Genomic DNA, 21,625 nt, shown 5'->3' with positions numbered 1-21,625 from the left:
CAGTTAACTCAGTAGGCATTCACTCTGCGACGCAGCATGTTGAGCTTATCAACCTGGCGTCGAATATCACTGAAAAATTCCTCTTTCTCCATAGCCAGCGCTAACTCCCATTCTTTGGCCAAACCTTGGCAGTCCAAAAATGAGTATCTCAGCTTCGTCTTTGAGATACGCAGTCCTTTACTAAAGACTACGCGCTTACCTCGTTGACCGTGAAAGCTGTTGATGTACCACTCTATGCCAAAGCCATACTTAAAGTCTCTGATACGGACACCAAGCAGCCCCCAGTCTTTAAAGGGCTCATTCTCACGAACCTTGTAATGGGTAACCCAAAAGTCATCAACTTCAGCTCTTGCCAGCGCTTTTAGCCTGTCCGTTTCTTGCTGCAATAAATTTGATACTTCTGATTTCCATTGTTCATTGACGATTTCTACCAAACCAATTTCCCCATCCAATTAACCCCAAAAGCCAAAACTACTATCCGTTTGGCTTTTGGATCGAAACGCCAAACGTAAAACTGCCGTAACAATCACTGTTTGGCGTCTCGATATAAATCAACTCGCGCAATCCCATACCTGACAAGGGATACAGCCCGATTTCACATATAAATGCCTGAAAAGACGTATCGCCATGAAGATACAAACCGTTTGGCGAGTTCAGGCCAGAATGCAAACGACGTTTGGCGTCTCGATTTTTTTGGCTCAGTCATCCACCGCCAAACAGAGCCTATTCTCATACTTTTGCGAAAATGCAATAGGCAGATAGATGAAAGGATTTGTCACCTTTCTGCCCACCGCCAGTGCACCGAATCCTGATAATGACATTTGAGTGAACCGCCAGAGCACTTGGAAATGCCCAAGCGTGAACAGCGCGGTTGATTGAAAACCGTTAGAGCACTTTGAGTGCACAGGAGATAAGTATGTTTGTACTAGGCGTAGATATCGGTTACTCAAACCTGAAGCTGGCAATTGGCCAATCAGGTAGTGAACCGAAAACCATTATTCTACCTGCGGGTGCCGGTCCAGCGGATCGTATGCCGGAGCGTATCGGTGGAGGCGATGATGAAACTTGTTTGTATGTCTCTGTCGATAATGAGCGTTGGGCCGCTGGTGTGCCTGCTGGACGCCTTCAAGGTTGGGAACGGGAACTTCACCCAGAATATCCCACCACAAAAACCTATAAGGCGCTTTTTCATGCCGCCTTGTTAATGGCTGAAACTGAGTCCATCGATTTGGTTGTCACTGGATTACCGGTTTCCCAGTTTCATGAACCACAACGTAAGTCTGACCTTGTACAGCGTTTAAAAGGTGTCCATCAAGTGACGCCAAAGCGCAGCATCACCGTTCATGACGTCAAAGTGCTGCCGCAGCCTGCCGGTGCCTATATGGATCTGGTTCAAACAGGTGGTGATTTGGGCTTGATTGAAGAAGGTCGCGTCGTCGTCATAGACCCCGGCTTCTTTTCTGTTGATTGGGTTGCTCTTGAGGCCGGAGAAATTCGCTACAGCTCTTCAGGAACCAGCCTTCAGGCAATGTCCGTGCTACTGGAAACCATTGATAAGCTGATTTCAGAAGATCACGGTGCCAAAGTAGGTATGGATCGACTTGAAAAAGCCATGAGAACAGGCGACTTGCAGGTCCTGCTATTTGGAGAAAAAGTCGATATTTCACCTTATCTGAATGCTGCCATGAAAAAGGTAGCGCCTGTTGCTCTTACAGCCATGCGCCAATCTATGCGCGACGAAAGCATCAATGCGGACTTGGTATTGATCGCCGGAGGTGGAGCCTTGGCTTATAAGGAAGCGGCCAAGGAGATTTTTTCACGAAGCAAAATCATCGTGCCGGAACAGTCTGTTTTGGCGAACGTCCGAGGCTTCTGGTTTTATGGGGCCTGATTATGAGAGTTGTCGTCAACATTCCCCCAGGGAGCCACCCTGAACTACTCAAAGAATTGGAAAAGACGCCGCCACGGGAACGCGCTGAGCGTCTGCGGATGCTGGCCACCTTTGGGTTAATTCACATGAGCCAACCCAATATATCAACGACATCTGCACCGGTGGATGGCCATGCACCAGATGGTGAAATTACTTCTGTCAGTACAGCGCCAGAACCCAAAGCAGAATCACGTAAACAATCATTAAAATCAAAACTAGGGCTGGGCTTATAACATGGCGTTATCAGTTAGCTGGCTCGATGCCAGGTTAAATAAAGAAGCAAAAGAAACCGTAGTAAAAGCCGACCGAGATGGGCTAAGTGCTCGGGTATCGCCCAAGGGCAAAATTGTTTTTCAGTTTCGTTATCGTTTCGATGGCAAGCAACAGCGGGTAGACATAGGTACTTACCCACTTATGAAGCTTGCTGAAGCTAGGAATGAGCTGGATAGGTTAAGGGCTGTACTTGATCAAGGCCGAAACCCTAAGCTCTACCTTCAGCAGGAACGGGCTAAGTATTCTGCCAACCAAAGCTTCGAATCGATTTTTCGAGACTGGATAGACTCTGCCGGTAAGCAAGGATTAAAGGAGAAAACGTGGCACTTCCAAAAACGTAGCAGTGAAATATATTTGCTGCCCAGACTTGGCAAGTACCCATTAACTGACATCAATGAATTGTCCTTAAGAAACTGTCTTCGTGAGGTTTCAGAGTCGTCTCCGTCAAACACAGAGCGCCTAGTGTCTGTACTGCATAAATTCTATGACTGGCTGATTGATGAACAAATCTTGGAAATTAACGCTGCTGCTGGGATCACAGCAAAGAAGGTTGGCGGTAAGAAAGGCAAACGAACTCGGGTGCTAAATGACAACGAGATCAGGATACTTTGGCGCTATTTGCATGAGTCAAAAATCACTGAGAAGAATCGCATCTACATAAAATTGCTTCTGTTATTGGGAGGCCGTAAGGGAGAACTCATTCAAGCTGAAAAGCATCACTTTGACTTGCAATCTGCAATGTGGACAGTGCCCATAGAGATCCGCAAACAAGGTGAGAAAATTGGAGCGCCGATCATGCGGCCATTGATTAAGCCAGCTATTGAGCTGATTGAACTGGCGATGCAGATGAGCAAATCAACCTACTTGTTTCCCGCGAACGGACAAGAAGAGCTTGCCACAAATGGCTTTGATACCACTATTCCTAATAATGTGAAAATCTGGGCTCGCAGATCGCTTGGTGTTGAGATGGAACATTGGTCTATGCATGATCTTCGCAGAACGATGCGAACGCGAATGTCAGCCATCACCACGCAAGAAGTTGCCGAGTTGATGATTGGCCACAGCAAAAAAGGGTTGGATGCTATCTACAACCAATATCAGTACCTGGATGAAATGCGTCATGCTTACGACGTTTGGTATCAACAGCTAGAAACCATCATCGAGCCGACAGGCTTTCCATTCAACTGGCGTTTCGGACAGTAAAATAAAAGAAAGAGGCTCAGTCCTCTTTCTTCTCATACTCCTCCAAGTCTTCAATGTGCCACAGCTTGTTTCGTGTATTTCGGTTGATGCGAGGTTGCGGCAAGCTGCCATCTTTTATTCTTCGCCAGAGAGTCGTATAGCTAATGTGGTAACGAGCCATAACTTCGTAAGACGTTAGAAAAGGGGTTACTTGGTGCGCTACTGCTGTCATCTGCATTCTCCTGAAAATCAATGTTAAGCTATCATCGCCTGATTCATCACTAGTTGATGGTCAGAAAGATGCATGATTTGTTCAGAAGATCAGCCTTATCATGACACCGGTATCATTGTGCAGTTTACCAAATTTCCAGTTTACGGCGAAAAGCGCCGTAAAATCGCATTAAGTTAAACCATCTTTATCGATATGCACGCTCTAGCTACTAGGTATTCAGCGTAGCGGTATGCTTCGTAAGTGCATTTCAATGGCTTCAATGACTGACTTAGTAAGGGGTAAATGCGCTTTTTCTTTCGCCCATACCTCATGGAAGCCTGCTACGGTTTGTTTGGCTGTATCTAACACCAATTTTTCTGGCAACATGGCTTTAGCCGCTAAGTGTGATATCTCATCCAGCGTGAAATCGCTGAATTTCTTGCTACGGCTCACCTTCAGCGATGCACTATCATCGGGGATATAAGGAATGGTTGAAACAAAGTCATAAGCAGGTGCAATAGACGCAGTGCGCTTATCTTTGTAAATCACAGACCAATTCTTCAAATGCATATCGGCATTGCCAATTAGCGTGTTGAACACCAATCGGCGAGTAAATTCTGCAATGTCTTCGTCTTTACCTTCAATGCCGATAACCTGAGCAATATTGCGCATACTGGCTTTTTTGTATTTATCTTGAGGATAGACGCCAAACACTTGCGCAAAATCCTCAATGTGTATCGCTTGGCCATCAACACGATCAAAGCGCTTGATCACAAACGCACTGTCACCATATTTGCCAATGCCTGCTGGAATATTAGCAATCTGGTTAATCGGGAGTAGCTGCGTTTCTGGCACATCCATCCCCAACATGCGAGCCAGTTCCATCATCGAATATTCATTTTCTGGCACAGCGTCAAATCGAGATGACGGCAACTTCACAATCCAAGAGCCACCTTTACCAGTTGCTGGAATGGTCAAGCCGCCGTTAGCCTGTTGCACGGCTGAAAACTTCAACTGCACACCCGCCAATGAGAAGCGCATCGGCGCTTCAATTTTCGTTTCATCGTCAATGCCTTGATGCACATTAGGTGGCAGCGCTTCACCATCCGCCGGTTCAACCGTGATCGCGCCAGCTAAATCCTGCCCTAGCACCCACAATAGAAAAAACTCCCGTGCTGGGTTCACACCAGCACGCTCAGCCAGGTAATTACGCATGGTTTCTTCTGGTAAAAGGTTGGAGAAAAACGGGGTTAACTTAGTTTGGGTAGGTTTGAAGCTAGTCAGCAGGCCACCGAGCGAATCTTTAAAGCCAAGCCCTAACACAGGCCGCGATTCGTCATTAATGTACGAATCCATAAAGGCAAAAAGTGTTCTGTCATTACCCACGTTGGTAATCGTTGCGATCGGTTCACCATAGAGCAACACGTTGAGCGTAGAGACATGGTTAGTCATCGTCGTCTTCCTCTAACTGATACGCGGGCGACATTGGCTCACCCTCATCGCTGATGCCGTTAATACCTTGGCCACTTCGAATGATCGACTTGATGGCAGGTACAGACTTTTTAGGTGCAACCAATAGCTCTAGGTCTAGTACACGGGCAAGTGCAATCAAACTGGATATTCTTAAATCAACACTGCCAGACTCGATTTTCGAAATATGGCTTTGAGGCACACCCGAACGAGCACTTAACTCTCTCTGGCTAAACCCCTTTCGTACCCGAGCTTCTCGAAGACTTTCTAGTATCTGCTCTGTTACATAGCTCATTTCGATACGCCTTAATGCATCACTTAAGAATAATTATATACAAAAACATATCACAGCAACTCAAATAACACAAATTTGATTAGCCATTACATATCAAAAGCCATGACCTGATACATAATTACATATAAGTAGAAGGAGATTTTTGTCATCGACAAAAGAGCGATACTCTCCCTGATAATCGCGAACTGACGCATCAAACTCCCTAAGTACTTTTGTCGCTCAGCCCTTATACAGCAAGGGCTACAGAAGAACTCGCGTCAAATCGCCAGAAGATAAGTGCAACAAAGAGGAAGTTTGTACACAGTTACAGGAAATTTTGTACACACAAGTCGAAAAACAAGTGCAAAATGATGGTGTACACAGCAACTAAATTTGAAGGTAAGTCTGATATCTCAATTAGAAATAACCGTATTGGTTCGCTTCAAGCATCTTCAAAAACAAACACTAAAGCAAAAATTACACCAACAATAAACTCCCTCATTAAATTTTGTAATTTGGTACAGAAGAAAACATTTACCAAAAAAGAGACTCTTTTTAACGGTAGTACTTTTTACGTCAAACCCAGTAACCACAAGGCCTACAGACAGGTTTGTGTCATGGAATTTTCGCCAAAGGCCTCTAAAACGGAATTTGTACTCAAGTTTGTACACACTTTCCGAGGTTACGTTTGAACATCATTGAAAAGCAAATAAACGAGAAAAAGACAAAAAGCCTTTAAATTCAGTACGTAGAGATGTGATTGTGGTGTGCAATGAAAGGTGATTTTAAGCGTTGAAAGGCTGGGCGGCATCAGGGTGGGAAATAATTGCAAATGTCCTGCGCGCGTTGACTTCATGTAGAAAATTCTGATCTGCCATTTAACCGTTCTTTTTTGTCTGAATACAGATTTGTACATGCATTAGGAGAGGCAATAGGTGGCTCTTAGCTCAGCAAATCCGTCTTGTTAATCGAAATTGGCGGCTATTTTCTCAGATCTTGGGGTTATAAACAATCAAAGCCTGACATCATCAACCTAGGTTGGCAAATCCCTAGGCTGACGTGAACAGGTGTAAACAAGATAGTGCGATAACGCTCAGCCACATTATAAGGATAAGGCTAATTCGCTAAAATCATTTCAGCGATGGCTTGCCCGAGTTGTTGCGTACTCGCGCTACCGCCCATATCTCGAGTTAAATGGCGACGCTCTTTTATCACTGTTTCCACTGCATGCATGATGGTATCGTGCATGTGTGGGCAGTCCAAATGTTGCATCATCATCGCCGCGGCCCAAATCGTCCCGATAGGATTAGCAATATTTTTACCCGCAATATCCGGCGCTGAGCCATGAACAGGTTCAAACATTGATGGGAACAGTTTTTCAGGGTTAATATTCGCCGAAGGTGCAATAGCAATTGTGCCAGTGCAAGCAGGTCCTAAGTCAGACAAAATATCCCCAAACAAGTTGGAACCAACCACCACATCGTAAAATTCAGGCATCCTCACCAAATTCGCGGCAAAAATATCAATATGAAACTGATCGACTTTAACGTCAGGATAGTGTTTTGACATCGCAGCGAAACGACTATCCCAATACGGCATGGAGTGAAACAAACCGTTTGACTTAGTCGCTGAGCTTAAATGCTTTTTCTCCCGTGATTGTGCCAGTTCAAAGGCATATTTTAATATCCGGTCAGTGCCTTTACGGGTAAAAATACTTTGCTGGGATACGACTTCATCTTCCGTGCCTTCATATTGAATTCCCCCAATAGCGGAGTATTCGCCTTCCACGTTTTCACGTACCACATAAAAATCGATATCACCCGGTTTTTTACCCGCTAAAGGCGACTGAATTCCTTCAAATAGGCGTACGGGGCGTAAATTAACGTACTGGTTAAATGCGCGGCGAATAGGCAATAACAATCCCCAAAGTGAAATATGGTCAGGCACCCCCGGAAAGCCTACAGCCCCTAGAAAAATAGCATCAAATTTTTTTAATTGCTCTAAACCATCTTCAGGCATCATACGCCCTGTGCGATGATAGGTTTCACAAGACCAGTCGAAATGGGTAAAGTTAAATGAGATTTGATGCTTACTGGCAGCCGCTTCTAATACTTTTAATCCTTCAGGAATAACTTCAGTTCCAATTCCATCCCCAGGAATGACCGCAATATTAAATTGTGACATGGCACGAATCTCCCACAACAGTGATTTTATCAGCGAGTAAGATCACCAGTTTATGAGTTGCTGTGATAAAGTATAGCGTCGAAGTGTAATCTTTGGGTTTACAAACTATGAACAAGCTACCTGCATTGGAAGACATTAAAGTTTTTGTGACCGTCGCTCGGTTGATGAGTTTTTCACGGGCCGCAGAACAACTGCTTGTTTCACCCGCTTATGTCTCTAAACGCATCAAATTACTCGAAGAAAATCTAGGGCACCCTTTATTTCTCCGTGCGGCTCGCTCAATCAATTTAACCCATGAAGGACGCATTGTCCTGAAAAGTGGAGAAATACTCCTACAAGAACTCAATGACATGCACAATGAACTAAAAGCTTGTCGAGAAGAGATCCGCGGTGAATTAAGAGTAAGTTGTAGCACTGGATTTGGTAGCGCCTACCTAAACCCGTTTATTTTGTCATTACGCGCTCACTATCCCTTATTGGGTATCGATCTGACATTAACTGATCGTTCTATTGATATAATTAGTGAAAACATTGACTTGGATATCTGTATTGGCGGCATCATTCCTGAACATTTCATCGCGAAACGTATTGCGAAAAACACACGTATTCTTTGTGCTGCCCCCTCTTATTTAAAAAAATATCGTTGCCCAAATCACCCTCAAGAATTAGAAAAACAACATTTTTGTATTACGATTAAAGAACGCAATCAGGCACCTTCTCAGTGGAAACTACAACATCAAACAGAAAGTATGACAGTAACGCCGAATAGTAAGCTGATGGTGAATAATGGTGACGTTGCAAAACAGTGGTGTATTGGTGGTGAAGGCATCTTATTACGCTCTCTATGGAGTGTCTTACCAGAGCTCCAAAATGAACAATTAATCCGTGTACTGCCTCAATGGAGTCAGCCTGCCGACGTGTACGCGGTTTATTCACGAACAGTGCGAAATAACGCCAATTTACGGGTTTTTATTGAAAATTTAGAACAATATTTATCAAAGCATTTACCGAGTCAATTTCAGGATGAATGAATCAATAAAAGGTGGACATGAGCCGATGACAGACACGCAAACATTTGGACAACGTTTGCTGGCCTTATTGAAACAACAAAAAATGAGCCAGTTAAAAGCCGCTGAAACACTAGGTGTTTCTCGGACAGCCGTCAATAAATGGACAAAAGGCGGTATGATTGATGAGAACAACCTTGAAAAATTAGCTCAGTTGCTGAATGTCGATAAAATATGGCTCAAGTATGGTTATGTCAACCACGCACCGGCAGCAAGCCATCCTACAATTGCACGTAATATCAATGAAGTACATCTTCAAGAATCCACCGAAATTGTCACTTGGGAGTGGGACTTACTGACGGGCGAACTCAATTATTCTGATAATGTTGAAGATGTTTATGGCATCAAAATCACCACCAATGATGACTTTTGGGCACTAATGAACCAAGAATCAAAAGATAAACTCGTGAGTGGTTACTCAAAAATTATTCGCGAGGGCGGTGCTCATGAGATGGATTTTAAAATTGCATGGGATGATCAATATCGCTGGATCACATCGCGCGCAACGGGTGTGAAAGGCCCCAATGGTAAAGTCACTAAATTAGTTGGTATTAGTCTTGATAATACCGAACGTAAAAATACTGAACTCAGATTACGTAAAATCAAATGCTATTTTGATGTGCTATTGGCCCACTTTGACCATCTGGTCGTCTTTACGGATAAAGCAGGTGAAATATTAGCCAGTAATCTTGAAAGTCAGAATACGGATATCGATTATTTAGAGCTACAACGCTTACTCTATCAATTAGCCATCAATCACAAATCATGGCTAGAAGGCATCTATCATAAAGGCAGTGATCATATTCATTTTCAAGGAAAATATATCAGCGCCGCTTATCATCTGGATAATGAACAACAACCTTTTCTGATGTTCCAGCTCAAATAATAGAAAACAGCCCCATGTTGGGGCTGCCTAGTCGATAAAAAGCTTATAAATCTAACACTAGCCGTTTAGTTTTAGCGCGAGAAACGCATAACATCATGGTCTTTTGCTGTGCGCGTTCATCATCGTCAAGATAATGGTCCCGATGATCCGCTTCCCCTTCTAAAATAGCCGTTTCGCAAGTCCCACATACACCATTACGGCACATACACTCTACCTGAATGCGTTTATCTGCCTCGATTGCCTGTAAGATTGACGTCCCTTCGTTAATCATCAAGCTAAAACCAGAACGTTGAAAATAAACTTCAAATGCATCACCTTCACTAGCGACTTCACCAAAGTTTTCGAAATGTACTTTAGATTCACCTAAATGCGCATAACCGTGTTCAATGACCGCATTAATCAAGGTTTCAGGCCCACAAACATAAATATGGCTATTCTCAGGCTGTGCTTGTACCAACTGTTCTACTGATAAACGCTTGCCCTGACTGTTATCATAAAGATAAAGACGTTCTCCAATGCGTTGTTGAAGCAGTTCCACAAACGCCGCCGTCTTTTGATCGCGAAAACAGTAATGCAATTCAAAATCCAGTCCCATTTTTTCTAATTCATATAAATAGGATAAAAATGGGGTAATACCAATTCCACCAGCAATTAAGATATGTTTACAGGAACTGTCACCGACCAGTGAGAAATAATTTTCAGCGGGCGATAAATATAGTGAATCCCCCTCAAACAGTTGCTCGTGCATATACGCCGAGCCCCCTTTCGAGTTCTCATCACGCAATACTGAGATACAGTAGTGATGCGGGTTATTAGGATCACTGATTAATGAATAAGCACGCTTTAGCCCCTTTTCTTCATTCATATGTACTGTGATATGGCTTCCCGCACTAAAAGGTTCGAACACGCTATCTTTTGCCGCAAATTCGAACAGCTTAATGGTTGGGGTGAGCTGCTCTATGCGGCTAACCGTCACGGCAATTTTTTGCTGGCTCATCACAATTCCCTCTTTCACTTAATTACTGGCTAAGCAATATCAATACACAAATATTTCACGGTGAGATAATCCTCAATACCATAGCGAGAACCCTCCTTGCCTAAACCTGACTGCTTAACACCACCAAACGGTGCAACCTCATTCGAGATCATGCCAGTGTTAATCCCAACCATGCCACTTTGTAGCTTTTCAGCGACACGATAGACACGACCAATATCTTTTGAAAAGAAATAAGCAGCCAAGCCATAGATCGTCGCATTCGCTCGACGAATAACTTCATCTTCATCATGAAAACGGATCATGGCAGCAATAGGACCAAAGATTTCCTCATGCACAATATCCATAGAATCATCAACATCCACCAATACTTTCGGGTTAATAAAATGACCTTGTTCGGCAATTTCATTACCTAATGTCAGTTTCCGTGCGCCTTTTGCGATAGCGTCGTCGACTAATGCATGCATGCCTTCAATAGCACGAGATGTAATCATAGGCCCGATATCAGTGCCTTCATCTAGGCCATTACCAACACGTAACTGGCTCACTTTAGCGACAAACTTTGTGAGAAACTGTTCGTAAATCGCATCATGGATATAGAAACGATTCACACAAACACATGTTTGCCCACCATTACGGAACTTAGCCTGTATTGCGCTACTGACAGCTTTATCGATATCAGCATCATCAAACACAATAAACGGCGCATTCCCACCCAATTCTAAGGACGTCTTTTTAATGGTTGATGCACACTGCTCATACAGCTGGCGCCCAACCTGTGTTGAACCGGTAAAAGAGAATTTACTGATTAACGGGTGCCGTGTGAGTAATTCGCCTAAAACACGAGACTCCCCTGTAACAACATTAAAAACACCAGCAGGGATCCCCGCTTGTGCTGCTAATTCAGCGAGGGCTAATGCCGTAAACGGCGTTTCGCTAGCAGGCTTGATAAGCATGCTACACCCCGCAGCCAGTGCAGGCGCAGCTTTACGCGTGATCATCGCCGCAGGAAAGTTCCACGGAGTGATAGCACTACACACACCAATAGGCTGCTTGATAGTTAAAATTCGATTGCTCGTGACCGTTTGTGGGATCGTCTCGCCATAAACTCGTTTCCCCTCCTCGGCAAACCATTCTATAAATGAAGCCGCATAGCGAATTTCACCTTTCGCCTCATTGAAAGGTTTACCCTGCTCTAAAGTCATCAGCAAACCTAAATCATCAACGTTAGCTTCTATTAAAGTAAACCAACGATGTAGAATAATAGAACGCTGTTTTGCTGTCAGTTTACTCCAACTGAGCATCCCTTCATGGGCTTGAATGATCGCATCATTGACCTGTTCAACCGAAAGGCTGGGAATAGTTCCCAGCACAGACTGATCTACAGGGTTTGTGACCGTTAGCGTTTTAGCGCTATCTACCCACTGACCATTGATATAGCAGGACTGACGGAACAAAGCGGGATTACTTAACCTATTCATGTATTATTCCCCTGATCGGCCTGCTTTACTCAGTATGCGCAGTCGCAATTAACTTATGGAAGTGCGCGACGCCGTGTTCACTGATGCCACTACGCTGCCTATCTGCCATGATCCGGCCTTGTCCGCGATAACCACGAGAACGTAATCCTTTTTGTACGCTTTCAACTAAACGCAAATCTTCCGGACGGAAAACGGTGCGATACCATTCAATTAAATTTTTCTGATATTCCGTCAGCTCTTCATTTAAGAAATAAATATCATAATGTTGTAAGGTTTCACCCGCATTGGCTGGGAATTCATAAATAACGGTCATGAAATCGCCACCTGGAGGCATATTGAACATGGTGCTTGGCCAAATCCAAAACCCGAAGAAACGCGGATTAACGACCGATTCATCGAACTGATAAGAAGACTCAGAAGGCTTAGCTTTACCAATTTGTACAGTCCAGTTCTCATTCAATTGGTGTTCGTACACATTGACGTCAACAGAACTGGCGAAACTCACATGGTTCGTAGGGCAGTGATAACACTCAATATAGTTATCAACAATCGTTTTCCAGTTAGCAGGTGTATGACTGACAAAACGAGCAGCTAACTTGAGATCACGGATCACTGAACAGGCTTCTTCCATTTTCTCCGCTAACCCAGGTAATTGCTCCTCGATGGGTTGAGGTTCACCTTCAGTCAAGTTGATATAAATAAAACCTGCATGCTCAACAACATGGAAGCTACTTAATGTCATTGCATCTGCATCAAAATTATTAACATTCTCGCAGTTTGTTGCATGAGCCAACTGGCCATCTAATTTGAATGCCCAAGCGTGATAAGGGCAAGTGATCACATTCTTCATTTTACCGCTTTCACCACTGATCAATTGGTGACCGCGGTGTGGGCATACATTATAGAAGCCACGCAAAACATCATCACGCCCACGAACAATAACAAGACTTTCGCCAATCAACTGACGAGTGATGTAGGCATTTTTCTCTTTGACTTCACTACAATGAGCGACACACACCCAAGAGTTAGCAAAGATATTTTCTTTTTCGAATTCAAATACGTCATCGGAAGTGTAATAACGTGCAGGGATAGTCCATGCATTATCAATATCAAGGTGATCATTAATCGAAATGACTTTTTTTGCATTGCTCATAACTACCTCACTTATGTAAACTTATAGTTAACATTATTTTTTGAGGATGTTAATCCAGATCTCAATAATGATCAAACAAAATATTACACCTCTCCTCGAATAATTTTATTAACCATTTAAAATCAACAAGATAATAAAATCACTCTCAAATATATTGTTAACGTTAGGTTAATTAATTGTTGACCTCACAATGTTTTCATGGATATTCTCTGTAAACCGACAGTAGCATTCCCTGCAACCAACTCTCATTAAAAGACATAAAAAGAAGTGAGCAACTGGAGAAAAGGTATGATGAATAATAAGAAATCTGTATTTTACGTATCGCTCGCCTTTAGCCTGCTATTAATCAGCATAGGCGCGTTTATACCTGACAAACTCGAAGCATTTTCAAATTCCTCTCTGGGTTTTATCTATAACAACTTAGGTTGGTTTATACTCGGAGCCGTCTTTATCTTTTTTAGCTTTTGTATGTACCTTGGTTTTTCAAAGTTTGGTCATATTCGTCTCGGTGATGATAATGACCGCCCTGAATACCGTACGGCAACATGGATAGGCATGCTATTCAGTGCTTCAATAGGTATCAGTCTCGTATTTTGGGGAGTGGCAGAACCCGTTTCCTACTATATAAATCCACCTATTGGAACAGGCTATACTGAACAAGCGGCGAAAACCGCCATGCAATATGTCTATCTACACTGGGGAGTTTCTGCTTGGGCGTGCTATGCATTAGTCGGTGTGTCATTAGCTTTTTTTCAATTTAGGAAAAAACTACCTTCATCTCTTAGCTCTGTTTTCTATCCGCTTATCGGCGACAAAGTCAAAGGGTCTATCGGTAAATGGGTCGATGTCATTGTTGTGTTGTCGATCGTGATTGGGATTGCAACCTCACTAGGCTTTGGCACACTGCAAGTTAACAGCGGAATGAATTACTTGTGGGGAATGCCTGTCAGTATCTGGATACAGATCGCGATCATTGCAGTGGTCACCGTTATTTATATCACGTCAACAATTTCAGGTTTACAAGGTGCCATCAAACACCTATCGAACCTGAATATGTTGTTAGCTTTCGCATTGATGGGATTTATTTTATTTGCCGGCCCAACACAAACCATCTTAAAAGTACTGTTCCAAGGTATTGGTGACTACGCACAAAATTTCGTCAGTATGTCATTTCGCACAGAACCTTATAATGATGGTACGTGGATCGCTAACTGGACTCTGTTTTACTTTGGTTGGTGGATTGCATGGGCACCATTAGTGGGTAGCTTCGTTGCGCGTATTTCTAAAGGCCGCACAATTAAAGAATTTATGATTGGTGCGGTATTCATTCCGGTCCTTGGCTCATTTGCTTGGTTTGCCGTTATGGGAGGATCAGCAATCCATTTGATCCAAAATATGGGGCAAAAAGCGTTAGCAGAGGCAGTAAAAACGGATGTGACTTCGGCCTTCTTCAAGTTTTTAGATTACTTTCCTGCGAGTACTTTCCTGTGCATACTGGCAATGGTTTTAGTCATGGTGTTTTTTATTACTTCAGCAAACTCAGCGGTTTTTGTTCTGGGTATGGTGAGTGAAAATGGAAACCCAAACCCAACTCATATCACCAAAACAATTTGGGGAGTGATTATTGCAGCTATCGCGATTGTGCTGATCATTACAGGTGGTCTATCCGGCTTACAATCGGCATTAGTGGCTACAGCCATTCCACTTTCAATATTAATGCTCATCATGTGCTATTCAACTTACAAAGGGCTTAATGAGGAAATCAAAATAGCAAAAGCAGAAAAAAAATACCGTAAAAAGAATAAAATCATACTCAATCAACCTATTTTACCGCCCCCTGAAAAGTTATCAGAATAATATTTCTCATCAGAGAACAAAAAACCACAATGTTAATGTTGTGGTTTTTTTTTATTATTAATCACTAATACATTAAGCGCTCGCAAAAAATCATTATTTTTTTATTATTTCCTAATTAATGATTTGGATAGTCTTCGTTATCAATAAGATCTCTATTGACTTATTAAAATTAATTATAGGAATAATAAGATCATGCCAGAAAACAATCGCCTTAATCGCATCGTTCTCAAAACAGAAATAGCCAATTTCTTACATGATAAATCCTGCCAACTCGCGCTAAATGGCGGTCCCCAAGCAAAAGGCAGCCAAGGCGCAGCGGAAGAAGTTGCGGTTCAATTATTACCATTATTCAGTGGGCAAGATAAAAAATTAATTAATGATTATATTGATGAAAAAATTCCTTACTTAGTTTTCGAGGGATTAATTCATACTAACATGGATGGAAGCCCAATAACTATTCCAGATAAATTGGCATTTCCAACGCTTCAAGAATTAGAAACCGATATCGAAATTTTAAAATTAGCCTCACAACAACAGATTATTTTAGCGCTCCTTAATGAAACAACCTTTGCGTATGACAAAGAGAACGTCGGAAATATTATTAGAATCGTCGCTAATTTTTATGGTGGCGGTACCGAAAAATTACAGAATGAAGATCCTGATACCAGTTCACATTCTGGTAAGGCGATTGTACCTCATACAGAAGACCCTTATTATTCTGCAATCAAAGTTGTTGATGGGCACTCTCCATCCCCATCGACTCTTGTACTCACCGCTCGATGGAATCCTTTATATGAAACGACAAAAGTGATCTCTATTGAGCGCGCTCTCACCCTGCTGTCATTAGAAGAAATTATTGCATTAACGACTAATAGCTTTGATTTCCGTCCAGCAAAAACAGCCGGTGAAGGCAAGAGCTTAGGTGGTAAACAGGTTCCCATACTCGAACTCAACAAGGATGGAAAATTGAATATGAACTTTAATCCGGAGCGTTTTTCCGTTAACCCAACCGCCTCAGCATTTATTAAAGATACCTACATTAAATTTAATCATATTACCGAAAAGCTCGCGTTTGATGCTGTCGATCTACAGCCATCCAGAATGATTGTTATCAATAATAAAATAAGCCTACACTCTAGAGATATCGTTAAAGATAACCGCAGGACATTAGTAAGAATTTTTGGCTACAGAAAAGGAACTGAATACAATATGGTGAGCCAAGACCCACTGATTGTGAAAAGCTAATATTAGTGATTGTTTACCACGACCTCCATTAGGCCGTGGTTTTATTGAATAAGTCAGCTTTCTTCTAAATTATTCGTCATTAAACAGAGTTAAAGCCAAAATTAATGCGTCTTCGCGTCCTTGTTTTGCAGGATAATAATCTTTACGCACCGTAACTTGATGAAAGCCTAATTTATCATATAGGCGCAATGCAGCTGCATTGGACTCTCGAACTTCAAGCCATAATGTCAAAATACCTTTATCAACTAAATCGGTGATCAGTTGTTCCATCAAAAGACGTCCATAACCTTTCCCTTGATAATCAGGATGAATAGCAATATTAAACAGTGTTGCCTCATCTAGGATACACTGTGTTATTGCAAAACCAACAACCTGATTATTAACGGAAATTTTTATGTTATGATATTTTTCACCTTGGTTGCCATAAAAAACACGTTCAGTCCAAGGAAAATCATGACTTAACTTCTCAATTAAGAACGCAGTAGCAAGATCAGACTGCTTTAGTGCTGAAATTTTCGTCATACTGGTAAATCTGCTCCCATAGTGCCCGTTTAGCGCTATTGCTGGTTGCCAGCTCATCTAATACAGGAGAAATAAAGGTTGTTTTTAACCCTTCTGGATGAGATTGGCTGCCTAATACCCAACAATTTATTGTTATTGGTGTTGGAAGCATCGCCAATTGCTCCGAATTAATACAAACCACATCTGTTGGATACACTTTCATCGCTAAAAAAATATCTTTTAACAGTAGGCTGTTTAAATCGAGGTTCTCATCAGTAATAATAATAAGCTTAGTCGAATCTGGAATTCTTACACCACGTTCACCGCGTAATACAGCAGGGTTTCTCACTACCCATTGAGTGATACCCATTTGATTTAAAAGCTTGTCACGTCGTGCCATTAATTTTATTCCAGTCGCTATATTAACAATCACATCTTATCAAAGCGGATTAATAGCGCCAACATAGCAATGCTATTTCCCCATTTTCTGATAAAGTGTGCGCAAAATAATTCAGTTTATATACCATTTGCATTGCAGCTAGGCGTCAACAACGCGACGGCTCGACGTATGAAGAGTATTTAGGAGATAAAAAGTATGTCACTACTGACACCGGCTAGCGAAGTTATCCAACGCCACCTTGAACATTTTACTGATCGACACGTGATTTTAGCCGGTGATATTCAAGATGAATTTGCTGCAACCTTAGAAGCCGCGAGTGTACGAGTTCTCACTAACCAATATCATCACTGGCAAAACCTAAGTCGCTTAATGGGTGAAAATGCACAATTTTCTGCTATTGCCGATGCGGATTTTATCCAACCTTGTAATACCTTAATTTACTTTTGGCCTAAAAACAAACAAGAAGCCTGTTTTCAACTCGATGATTTATGTACTCACCTCGCAGTGGGCAGTCAGATTTTTATCGTCGGGGAAAATCGTAGTGGCGTAAAAAGTGCCGAATCTATTATGGAAGGTATTGCAACATTACAAAAAATTGACTCGGCAAGACGCTGTGGACTTTATTATGGTGAATTAGAGCACCCAACACACTTTGACATTGCACGTTGGTGGCGTCGCTATGAAGTCGAAGAAGTACAAATTCACGCTTTACCTGGTGTATTCAGCCATAATGAATTAGATATTGGTAGTGACTTACTCCTTTCGACACTTAATGAACCGATTACCGGTAACCTTCTCGATCTCGCTTGTGGTAATGGCGTATTAGCTGCTGTAGTGGGTACTCACAACCCAGATGTTACACTGACCCTAAGTGATGTTAGCGCCGCGGCTATTCGTTCTTCTATTGCAACACTGCAAGCGAATCAACTGAAGGGGAAAGTGATTGCAAGTGACGCTTACTCTGATATTCATGATAAATTTGATTGGATAATCTCCAATCCACCATTCCATGATGGCTTAAATACCAACTATAGCGCGGCTGAAAATATCATTTACCAAGCGCCAAAATACCTAAAGAAAGGGGGGCGTTTCCGTATTGTTGCTAATGCCTTTTTACCTTATCCAGATATGTTAGATAAGGCTTTTGGTAGCCATGAGGTTTTGGCAAAAACAGGAAAATTTAAAGTTTACCAAGCGATTAAACGTTAATTACATTAAGCTTTTTTTACATTACGGCCAATCAATAATTGTTGGCCGTTTTTACATCAAAAAAATAAAAGTGCAATAAAAAATTATTGACGAATGGCAAAATTAGCCTAAAATCCGCTGCGTGCTATTGCGACAAGATAGTGTCTGATATTGCGAGGGTGGCGGAATTGGTAGACGCGCTAGCTTCAGGTGTTAGTGTCCTTCGGACGTGGGGGTTCAAGTCCCCCCTTTCGCACCAGATAGACTCTCTGTTTTAAGGTCCACATTAGACTTAACAACAATAGCTGAGAATTGACAGTACCTGCGAGGGTGGCGGAATTGGTAGACGCGCTAGCTTCAGGTGTTAGTGCCCTTCGGGCGTGGGGGTTCAAGTCCCCCCTTTCGCACCACTGTTAATATCGTTCACCAAGACTCAAAATTGCCCATCTAACTCATCTGCGTGCAATAACAAACGCTTTTGTCATCACCTCTTTTATCCGCCATCACTAAGTATTATGTTGTAATACCAAAGCAATCAAACTACATAACAGTGCAATAACAGCAGGAACAATTAATAAGTGCCGCGAGCCTCGATTAAACAACATTGCCGCGGTCGCCAGCATGGTGACGATAGTGATAATTTTCAGGCTATTTAGCCCCATATTGCTGAGTAGATAAATCACGCTCAACAAAATAACCGCAAAAACACCCCATAACCCTGCGGCAGAGCGGCGTAAATAAGCGCTTTTTGTTACATTTATTGGCATAGCTACCTCAACAATACAAATGATAATGATTATCAATCATATCTTGTTTTTAACAAAAAACAACCGTTTTGTTGAGGAAGTGATACACGTTTAATCGAAACTTAAAATAACTTATTCATCAAATAGATACACAAAATGTATATCTTCAGGTTCTAACGCAAATAATTCAGGATCAGGCCGTTCAAGTAGCTTACATCCCATATATTGGTAAAAATGCACTGTATTTTCAGAAGGTGTTGCTGATACATACAACCCAGCGGCTCCCTTCTCTTTCGCTAGCTCACAACATTGATTAAATAACATTCCACCTAAGCCTTCACCTCGATAGCGATGGCTAACGTGCAAAAATGATAACTGAAGTAAATTATGTTCTTCGCCACGCCAGACGTTATCTAGGCTTGCCGCTGCGATTAGCTCATCTTGGTCATATACACCAATAAACACTGCGCCAATATCATAACTTTCGAGTAAATGTGGCGTATAAGCTTCAGGCTCACCTTCAGGCCAACCTTTCATATCAAAACGTTGTGCCGATAGCACCAACTTTCCATCTTGATGAAGATAGAGATTTTCGATTAATTCTGTTCTATCAATTGACCAAACGGATGGAATTTCATCACGTTGTAACTCACGTATTTTTCTCATTTTCTAAACTCAATTGTTCTTTACGACTCTCTGCTACACCTTCTAAAGCATGGTAGGCGACAGCACAAAATAATGAATTCAACCGTTTCATATCTCCAAGTAGGCTCACATGTAAGTTGCTAGTATCTAAGCTTTGCATATTTTGTTCATGCAACCTTTCCACATGTGCGTAAGCAAAACGCTGGTTAATAAGACGGAAACGATGTTTTGCCCGTCGTAAACGTTTTGCATTATCAATATCGGCTGAAACAAAAACAGACATCCCTAAATTTAAGTTAGCTTGCAATCGCTCAAGTAATGAATTCAATTCTTTATAGCCTTCATGAGAAAATGAGCGACGATTATCAATGGACTTTTTGACTAGCTCCGATGTCATGCGATGGATGATAGTCGAAGATTGCTGTAAATTGAAAGCGGTATCAATAATTTCAGCCCAACGCCTTGAATCTTCTTCACTCAATTCACTTTGTTGTAATTGTGCGAGATACAGTTTAATGCTGCTATGTAGCATATCCACTTCTTCTTCCAAGCGGCTGATTTCCCTTTTTTGCTCCTTATTGCCATTCAAGACATCGGTAAAGCGCTGTAACATCACACCCAGCACATCTCCCATACGCAATGTTTCTCGTACAGCATTGGCGATAGCAAGTGAGGGGGTTTCTAATGCGCTTTTATCTAAATAACGAGGCGCTATTTCTTGCGCCATTGACGGAACAATAGGGATTAATTTATTACATAGCCTCGCCATTGGACCCACAAAGGGTAGCATGACTAAACAGCGAGCTAAGTTATAAAAGACGTGAAAATAGATCACGATTTCGGCTTCATTAAAGCCGTAGTGGCTAATCCATTGTGCAATGGGTTTAACCCAAGGTAGCACGACGGCACAACCAATTAATTTGAATAGTAAGCTCCCAAGGACAACTTGCCGCGAGATCTCATTTTGTCCGCGGCTACTCATCATCGCGAGTAAACCACTACCTATATTGGAGCCAATGACAATACTTAAACTAATGTAGAGTGGTACTAAGCCTGTCGCACTCAACGTGGCTGTTAATAGTACAGCCGCTAAACTGGAGTAGCTCACCATAGCAAATAGCGCGCCCACCAGCAGCGCTAAAACCACATCGCCACTCAACGAGGTAAAGATAGCTTTCACTGCGTCAGCATGAGTAATCGGCTCTGCCGATGCCACAATTAACTGTAGTGCAAGTAAAATTAAGCCTAACCCAATACCAACGCGCCCAATTTGACCCGCCCTATTTTTCTTCTGGCTCAAAAAGGTTGATACCCCGACCAGAATTAACAGAGGCGATAACCAAGAGAGATCAAAAGTTAACACCCTCGCCATTAACGCCGTCCCGACATCGGCACCAAGCATAATAACCATTGCAGGCGTTAATGAAATTAGCCCCTGAGAAACAAAAGAGATCACAAGTAATGCTGTTGCATTACTGCTTTGAACTAATGCGGTGACCCCTACACCAGAAAGAAAGGCGCTTGTTCTTCGATTGACGCTTTTCCCTAAAATTCGGCGTAGATCAGCACCAAAAACCCGCATAATACCGGTACGGACAATATGAGTCCCCCAAACCAGCAATGCGACAGATGATAAAAGATGTAAAAGTGCCAGCATTGAAACCCTATGACGTGATATTTGTTATAGTTAAGACAATGGTGATAAAAACTATATGAGTGTTTTTTAGCGGAAGAAAATAGCCTTCCTCACTCTTGATGGATGAGCTAATTAGATAACTAAAAACATTATCTTATTAAATGAAATCGTACAATCATACCTTGTTTTTATTGTTTTTCAAAAAGTTAACAACAAATTACTCAGTCGTTGTATTGGTGATAGAGCCGTTTAATCTCTCATAATCAGCTCAAACGAACTCAAACACCTAATAATTTTTTATA

Annotated in this window: 21 protein-coding genes and 2 tRNA genes; 10 read left to right on the top strand and 13 right to left on the bottom strand. The window is 42.1% G+C overall.

Going from position 1 to position 21,625, the window contains the following annotated elements:
- Nucleotides 1–8: 8 nt before the first annotated feature.
- Nucleotides 9–452, bottom strand: a complete 444-nt coding sequence (gene mobI, locus P2E05_RS02915; RefSeq protein ID WP_008305549.1) for a conjugative transfer protein MobI(A/C) — start codon at nt 450–452, stop codon at nt 9–11.
- 464 nt (nt 453–916) lie between these two features.
- Here mobI and P2E05_RS02910 point away from each other — a divergent pair, with 464 nt between their 5' ends.
- Genes P2E05_RS02910 through P2E05_RS02900 form a run of 3 tightly spaced genes read left to right on the top strand, consistent with a single transcriptional unit; the run spans nt 917 to nt 3,406 of the window.
- Nucleotides 917–1,891 carry a ParM/StbA family protein gene (locus P2E05_RS02910; protein WP_000497807.1) on the top strand — a complete coding sequence of 325 codons (975 nt, stop codon included), beginning with the start codon at nt 917–919 and terminating at the stop codon, nt 1,889–1,891.
- Between the two features lie 2 nt (nt 1,892–1,893).
- Nucleotides 1,894–2,163, top strand: coding sequence for a hypothetical protein (locus P2E05_RS21590; protein WP_004249313.1), 270 nt, complete (start codon nt 1,894–1,896; stop codon nt 2,161–2,163).
- A gap of 1 nt (nt 2,164) precedes the next feature.
- Nucleotides 2,165–3,406: a tyrosine-type recombinase/integrase gene (locus tag P2E05_RS02900; protein ID WP_004249312.1), complete on the top strand. Its 1,242-nt coding sequence runs from the start codon at nt 2,165–2,167 to the stop codon at nt 3,404–3,406.
- A gap of 16 nt (nt 3,407–3,422) precedes the next feature.
- Here P2E05_RS02900 and P2E05_RS21585 read toward each other — a convergent pair whose 3' ends face one another.
- The 4 genes from P2E05_RS21585 to P2E05_RS02885 form a co-directional block, all read right to left on the bottom strand.
- Nucleotides 3,423–3,617, bottom strand: a complete 195-nt coding sequence (locus tag P2E05_RS21585) for a helix-turn-helix transcriptional regulator (RefSeq protein ID WP_000127614.1) — start codon at nt 3,615–3,617, stop codon at nt 3,423–3,425.
- A 216-nt stretch (nt 3,618–3,833) separates the two neighbouring features.
- Nucleotides 3,834–5,048 carry a type II toxin-antitoxin system HipA family toxin gene (locus tag P2E05_RS02895; RefSeq protein WP_004249310.1) on the bottom strand — a complete coding sequence of 405 codons (1,215 nt, stop codon included), beginning with the start codon at nt 5,046–5,048 and terminating at the stop codon, nt 3,834–3,836.
- Nucleotides 5,041–5,361, bottom strand: a complete 321-nt coding sequence (locus P2E05_RS02890) for a helix-turn-helix domain-containing protein (protein ID WP_000122829.1) — start codon at nt 5,359–5,361, stop codon at nt 5,041–5,043. Before P2E05_RS02890 ends, P2E05_RS02895 begins: the two co-directional genes overlap by 8 nt.
- Nucleotides 5,362–6,456: 1,095 nt before the next feature.
- The gene (locus tag P2E05_RS02885) at nt 6,457–7,524 is read right to left on the bottom strand and encodes a tartrate dehydrogenase (protein ID WP_272657679.1); all 1,068 of its coding nucleotides are present in this window, start codon (nt 7,522–7,524) and stop codon (nt 6,457–6,459) included.
- 107 nt (nt 7,525–7,631) lie between these two features.
- Between P2E05_RS02885 and P2E05_RS02880 the strand changes: the two genes are divergently transcribed.
- Together P2E05_RS02880 and P2E05_RS02875 are read left to right on the top strand one after the other, a co-directional pair.
- Nucleotides 7,632–8,555 carry a LysR substrate-binding domain-containing protein gene (locus P2E05_RS02880; RefSeq protein ID WP_154622167.1) on the top strand — a complete coding sequence of 308 codons (924 nt, stop codon included), beginning with the start codon at nt 7,632–7,634 and terminating at the stop codon, nt 8,553–8,555.
- A 25-nt stretch (nt 8,556–8,580) separates the two neighbouring features.
- Nucleotides 8,581–9,477, top strand: coding sequence for a helix-turn-helix domain-containing protein (locus tag P2E05_RS02875; protein ID WP_247046969.1), 897 nt, complete (start codon nt 8,581–8,583; stop codon nt 9,475–9,477).
- A 43-nt stretch (nt 9,478–9,520) separates the two neighbouring features.
- Here P2E05_RS02875 and P2E05_RS02870 read toward each other — a convergent pair whose 3' ends face one another.
- From P2E05_RS02870 to P2E05_RS02860, 3 genes are read right to left on the bottom strand one after another with little or no spacing between them, the layout of a single operon-like run.
- On the bottom strand, nt 9,521–10,474 hold the full coding sequence (locus P2E05_RS02870) for a PDR/VanB family oxidoreductase (RefSeq protein ID WP_163860667.1): 954 nt from the start codon (nt 10,472–10,474) through the stop codon (nt 9,521–9,523).
- A gap of 29 nt (nt 10,475–10,503) precedes the next feature.
- Nucleotides 10,504–11,952: an NAD-dependent succinate-semialdehyde dehydrogenase gene (locus tag P2E05_RS02865; RefSeq protein WP_154622170.1), complete on the bottom strand. Its 1,449-nt coding sequence runs from the start codon at nt 11,950–11,952 to the stop codon at nt 10,504–10,506.
- A 25-nt stretch (nt 11,953–11,977) separates the two neighbouring features.
- A complete protein-coding gene (locus P2E05_RS02860) occupies nt 11,978–13,105 on the bottom strand; it encodes an aromatic ring-hydroxylating oxygenase subunit alpha (RefSeq protein WP_154622171.1) in 1,128 nt (375 codons plus the stop codon).
- Nucleotides 13,106–13,393: 288 nt separating this feature from the next.
- On the opposite strand from P2E05_RS02860, the gene P2E05_RS02855 reads away from it, so the two are divergent.
- Both P2E05_RS02855 and P2E05_RS02850 read left to right on the top strand, forming a co-directional pair.
- Nucleotides 13,394–14,962 (top strand): BCCT family transporter, encoded by a 1,569-nt coding sequence (locus tag P2E05_RS02855; protein WP_272657681.1) that lies wholly within the window; start codon nt 13,394–13,396, stop codon nt 14,960–14,962.
- 192 nt (nt 14,963–15,154) lie between these two features.
- Nucleotides 15,155–16,207: a hypothetical protein gene (locus P2E05_RS02850; protein WP_272657682.1), complete on the top strand. Its 1,053-nt coding sequence runs from the start codon at nt 15,155–15,157 to the stop codon at nt 16,205–16,207.
- A 69-nt stretch (nt 16,208–16,276) separates the two neighbouring features.
- On the opposite strand, the gene rimI is transcribed toward P2E05_RS02850, so the two are convergent.
- Both rimI and P2E05_RS02840 read right to left on the bottom strand, forming a co-directional pair.
- Nucleotides 16,277–16,729, bottom strand: a complete 453-nt coding sequence (rimI, locus tag P2E05_RS02845) for a ribosomal protein S18-alanine N-acetyltransferase (protein ID WP_163860664.1) — start codon at nt 16,727–16,729, stop codon at nt 16,277–16,279.
- Nucleotides 16,698–17,108, bottom strand: coding sequence for a DNA polymerase III subunit psi (locus tag P2E05_RS02840; RefSeq protein WP_154622774.1), 411 nt, complete (start codon nt 17,106–17,108; stop codon nt 16,698–16,700). The genes rimI and P2E05_RS02840 overlap by 32 nt, the downstream gene beginning before the upstream one ends.
- A gap of 195 nt (nt 17,109–17,303) precedes the next feature.
- Between P2E05_RS02840 and rsmC the strand changes: the two genes are divergently transcribed.
- The 3 genes from rsmC (at nt 17,304) to P2E05_RS02825 (ending at nt 18,706) form a co-directional block, all read left to right on the top strand.
- Nucleotides 17,304–18,317 carry a 16S rRNA (guanine(1207)-N(2))-methyltransferase RsmC gene (gene rsmC / locus P2E05_RS02835; protein ID WP_272657683.1) on the top strand — a complete coding sequence of 338 codons (1,014 nt, stop codon included), beginning with the start codon at nt 17,304–17,306 and terminating at the stop codon, nt 18,315–18,317.
- 152 nt (nt 18,318–18,469) lie between these two features.
- Nucleotides 18,470–18,555, top strand: a tRNA-Leu gene (locus P2E05_RS02830).
- 65 nt (nt 18,556–18,620) lie between these two features.
- Nucleotides 18,621–18,706: transfer RNA gene (locus P2E05_RS02825), tRNA-Leu, on the top strand.
- Between the two features lie 96 nt (nt 18,707–18,802).
- Here P2E05_RS02825 and P2E05_RS02820 read toward each other — a convergent pair.
- The 3 genes from P2E05_RS02820 to P2E05_RS02810 all read right to left on the bottom strand — a co-directional run bounded on the left by P2E05_RS02820 (nt 18,803) and on the right by P2E05_RS02810 (nt 21,344).
- Nucleotides 18,803–19,063, bottom strand: a complete 261-nt coding sequence (locus P2E05_RS02820) for a DUF1435 family protein (protein ID WP_154622776.1) — start codon at nt 19,061–19,063, stop codon at nt 18,803–18,805.
- Nucleotides 19,064–19,174: 111 nt separating this feature from the next.
- Nucleotides 19,175–19,708, bottom strand: a complete 534-nt coding sequence (locus P2E05_RS02815) for a GNAT family N-acetyltransferase (protein WP_276123002.1) — start codon at nt 19,706–19,708, stop codon at nt 19,175–19,177.
- Nucleotides 19,692–21,344 (bottom strand): Na/Pi cotransporter family protein, encoded by a 1,653-nt coding sequence (locus tag P2E05_RS02810; RefSeq protein ID WP_154622778.1) that lies wholly within the window; start codon nt 21,342–21,344, stop codon nt 19,692–19,694. The genes P2E05_RS02815 and P2E05_RS02810 overlap by 17 nt, the downstream gene beginning before the upstream one ends.
- Between the last annotated feature and the right edge of the window lie 281 nt (nt 21,345–21,625).

It is taken from the genome of Providencia stuartii (genome assembly GCF_029277985.1).
Lineage (GTDB): Bacteria > Pseudomonadota > Gammaproteobacteria > Enterobacterales > Enterobacteriaceae > Providencia > Providencia zhejiangensis.
Note: the sequence above shows the minus strand (reverse complement) of the source record. Positions and strands in the feature narration are given on the sequence as shown.

Excerpts from the sequence above, each read along its gene's own strand:
- P2E05_RS02850 (WP_272657682.1), top strand. The coding sequence starts at position 15,155 with ATGCCAGAAAACAATCGCCTTAATCGCATCGTTCTCAAAACAGAAATA.
- P2E05_RS02840 (WP_154622774.1), bottom strand. The coding sequence starts at position 17,108 with ATGGCACGACGTGACAAGCTTTTAAATCAAATGGGTATCACTCAATGG.
- P2E05_RS21585 (WP_000127614.1), bottom strand. The coding sequence starts at position 3,617 with ATGACAGCAGTAGCGCACCAAGTAACCCCTTTTCTAACGTCTTACGAA.
- P2E05_RS02895 (WP_004249310.1), bottom strand. The coding sequence starts at position 5,048 with ATGACTAACCATGTCTCTACGCTCAACGTGTTGCTCTATGGTGAACCG.
- P2E05_RS02820 (WP_154622776.1), bottom strand. The coding sequence starts at position 19,063 with ATGCCAATAAATGTAACAAAAAGCGCTTATTTACGCCGCTCTGCCGCA.
- P2E05_RS02910 (WP_000497807.1), top strand. The coding sequence starts at position 917 with ATGTTTGTACTAGGCGTAGATATCGGTTACTCAAACCTGAAGCTGGCA.
- P2E05_RS02855 (WP_272657681.1), top strand. The coding sequence starts at position 13,394 with ATGATGAATAATAAGAAATCTGTATTTTACGTATCGCTCGCCTTTAGC.
- P2E05_RS02815 (WP_276123002.1), bottom strand. The coding sequence starts at position 19,708 with ATGAGAAAAATACGTGAGTTACAACGTGATGAAATTCCATCCGTTTGG.
- P2E05_RS02880 (WP_154622167.1), top strand. The coding sequence starts at position 7,632 with ATGAACAAGCTACCTGCATTGGAAGACATTAAAGTTTTTGTGACCGTC.
- P2E05_RS21590 (WP_004249313.1), top strand. The coding sequence starts at position 1,894 with ATGAGAGTTGTCGTCAACATTCCCCCAGGGAGCCACCCTGAACTACTC.
- P2E05_RS02870 (WP_163860667.1), bottom strand. The coding sequence starts at position 10,474 with ATGAGCCAGCAAAAAATTGCCGTGACGGTTAGCCGCATAGAGCAGCTC.
- P2E05_RS02900 (WP_004249312.1), top strand. The coding sequence starts at position 2,165 with ATGGCGTTATCAGTTAGCTGGCTCGATGCCAGGTTAAATAAAGAAGCA.
- rsmC (WP_272657683.1), top strand. The coding sequence starts at position 17,304 with ATGTCACTACTGACACCGGCTAGCGAAGTTATCCAACGCCACCTTGAA.
- P2E05_RS02875 (WP_247046969.1), top strand. The coding sequence starts at position 8,581 with ATGACAGACACGCAAACATTTGGACAACGTTTGCTGGCCTTATTGAAA.
- P2E05_RS02885 (WP_272657679.1), bottom strand. The coding sequence starts at position 7,524 with ATGTCACAATTTAATATTGCGGTCATTCCTGGGGATGGAATTGGAACT.
- P2E05_RS02860 (WP_154622171.1), bottom strand. The coding sequence starts at position 13,105 with ATGAGCAATGCAAAAAAAGTCATTTCGATTAATGATCACCTTGATATT.
- rimI (WP_163860664.1), bottom strand. The coding sequence starts at position 16,729 with ATGACGAAAATTTCAGCACTAAAGCAGTCTGATCTTGCTACTGCGTTC.
- P2E05_RS02890 (WP_000122829.1), bottom strand. The coding sequence starts at position 5,361 with ATGAGCTATGTAACAGAGCAGATACTAGAAAGTCTTCGAGAAGCTCGG.
- P2E05_RS02810 (WP_154622778.1), bottom strand. The coding sequence starts at position 21,344 with ATGCTGGCACTTTTACATCTTTTATCATCTGTCGCATTGCTGGTTTGG.
- P2E05_RS02865 (WP_154622170.1), bottom strand. The coding sequence starts at position 11,952 with ATGAATAGGTTAAGTAATCCCGCTTTGTTCCGTCAGTCCTGCTATATC.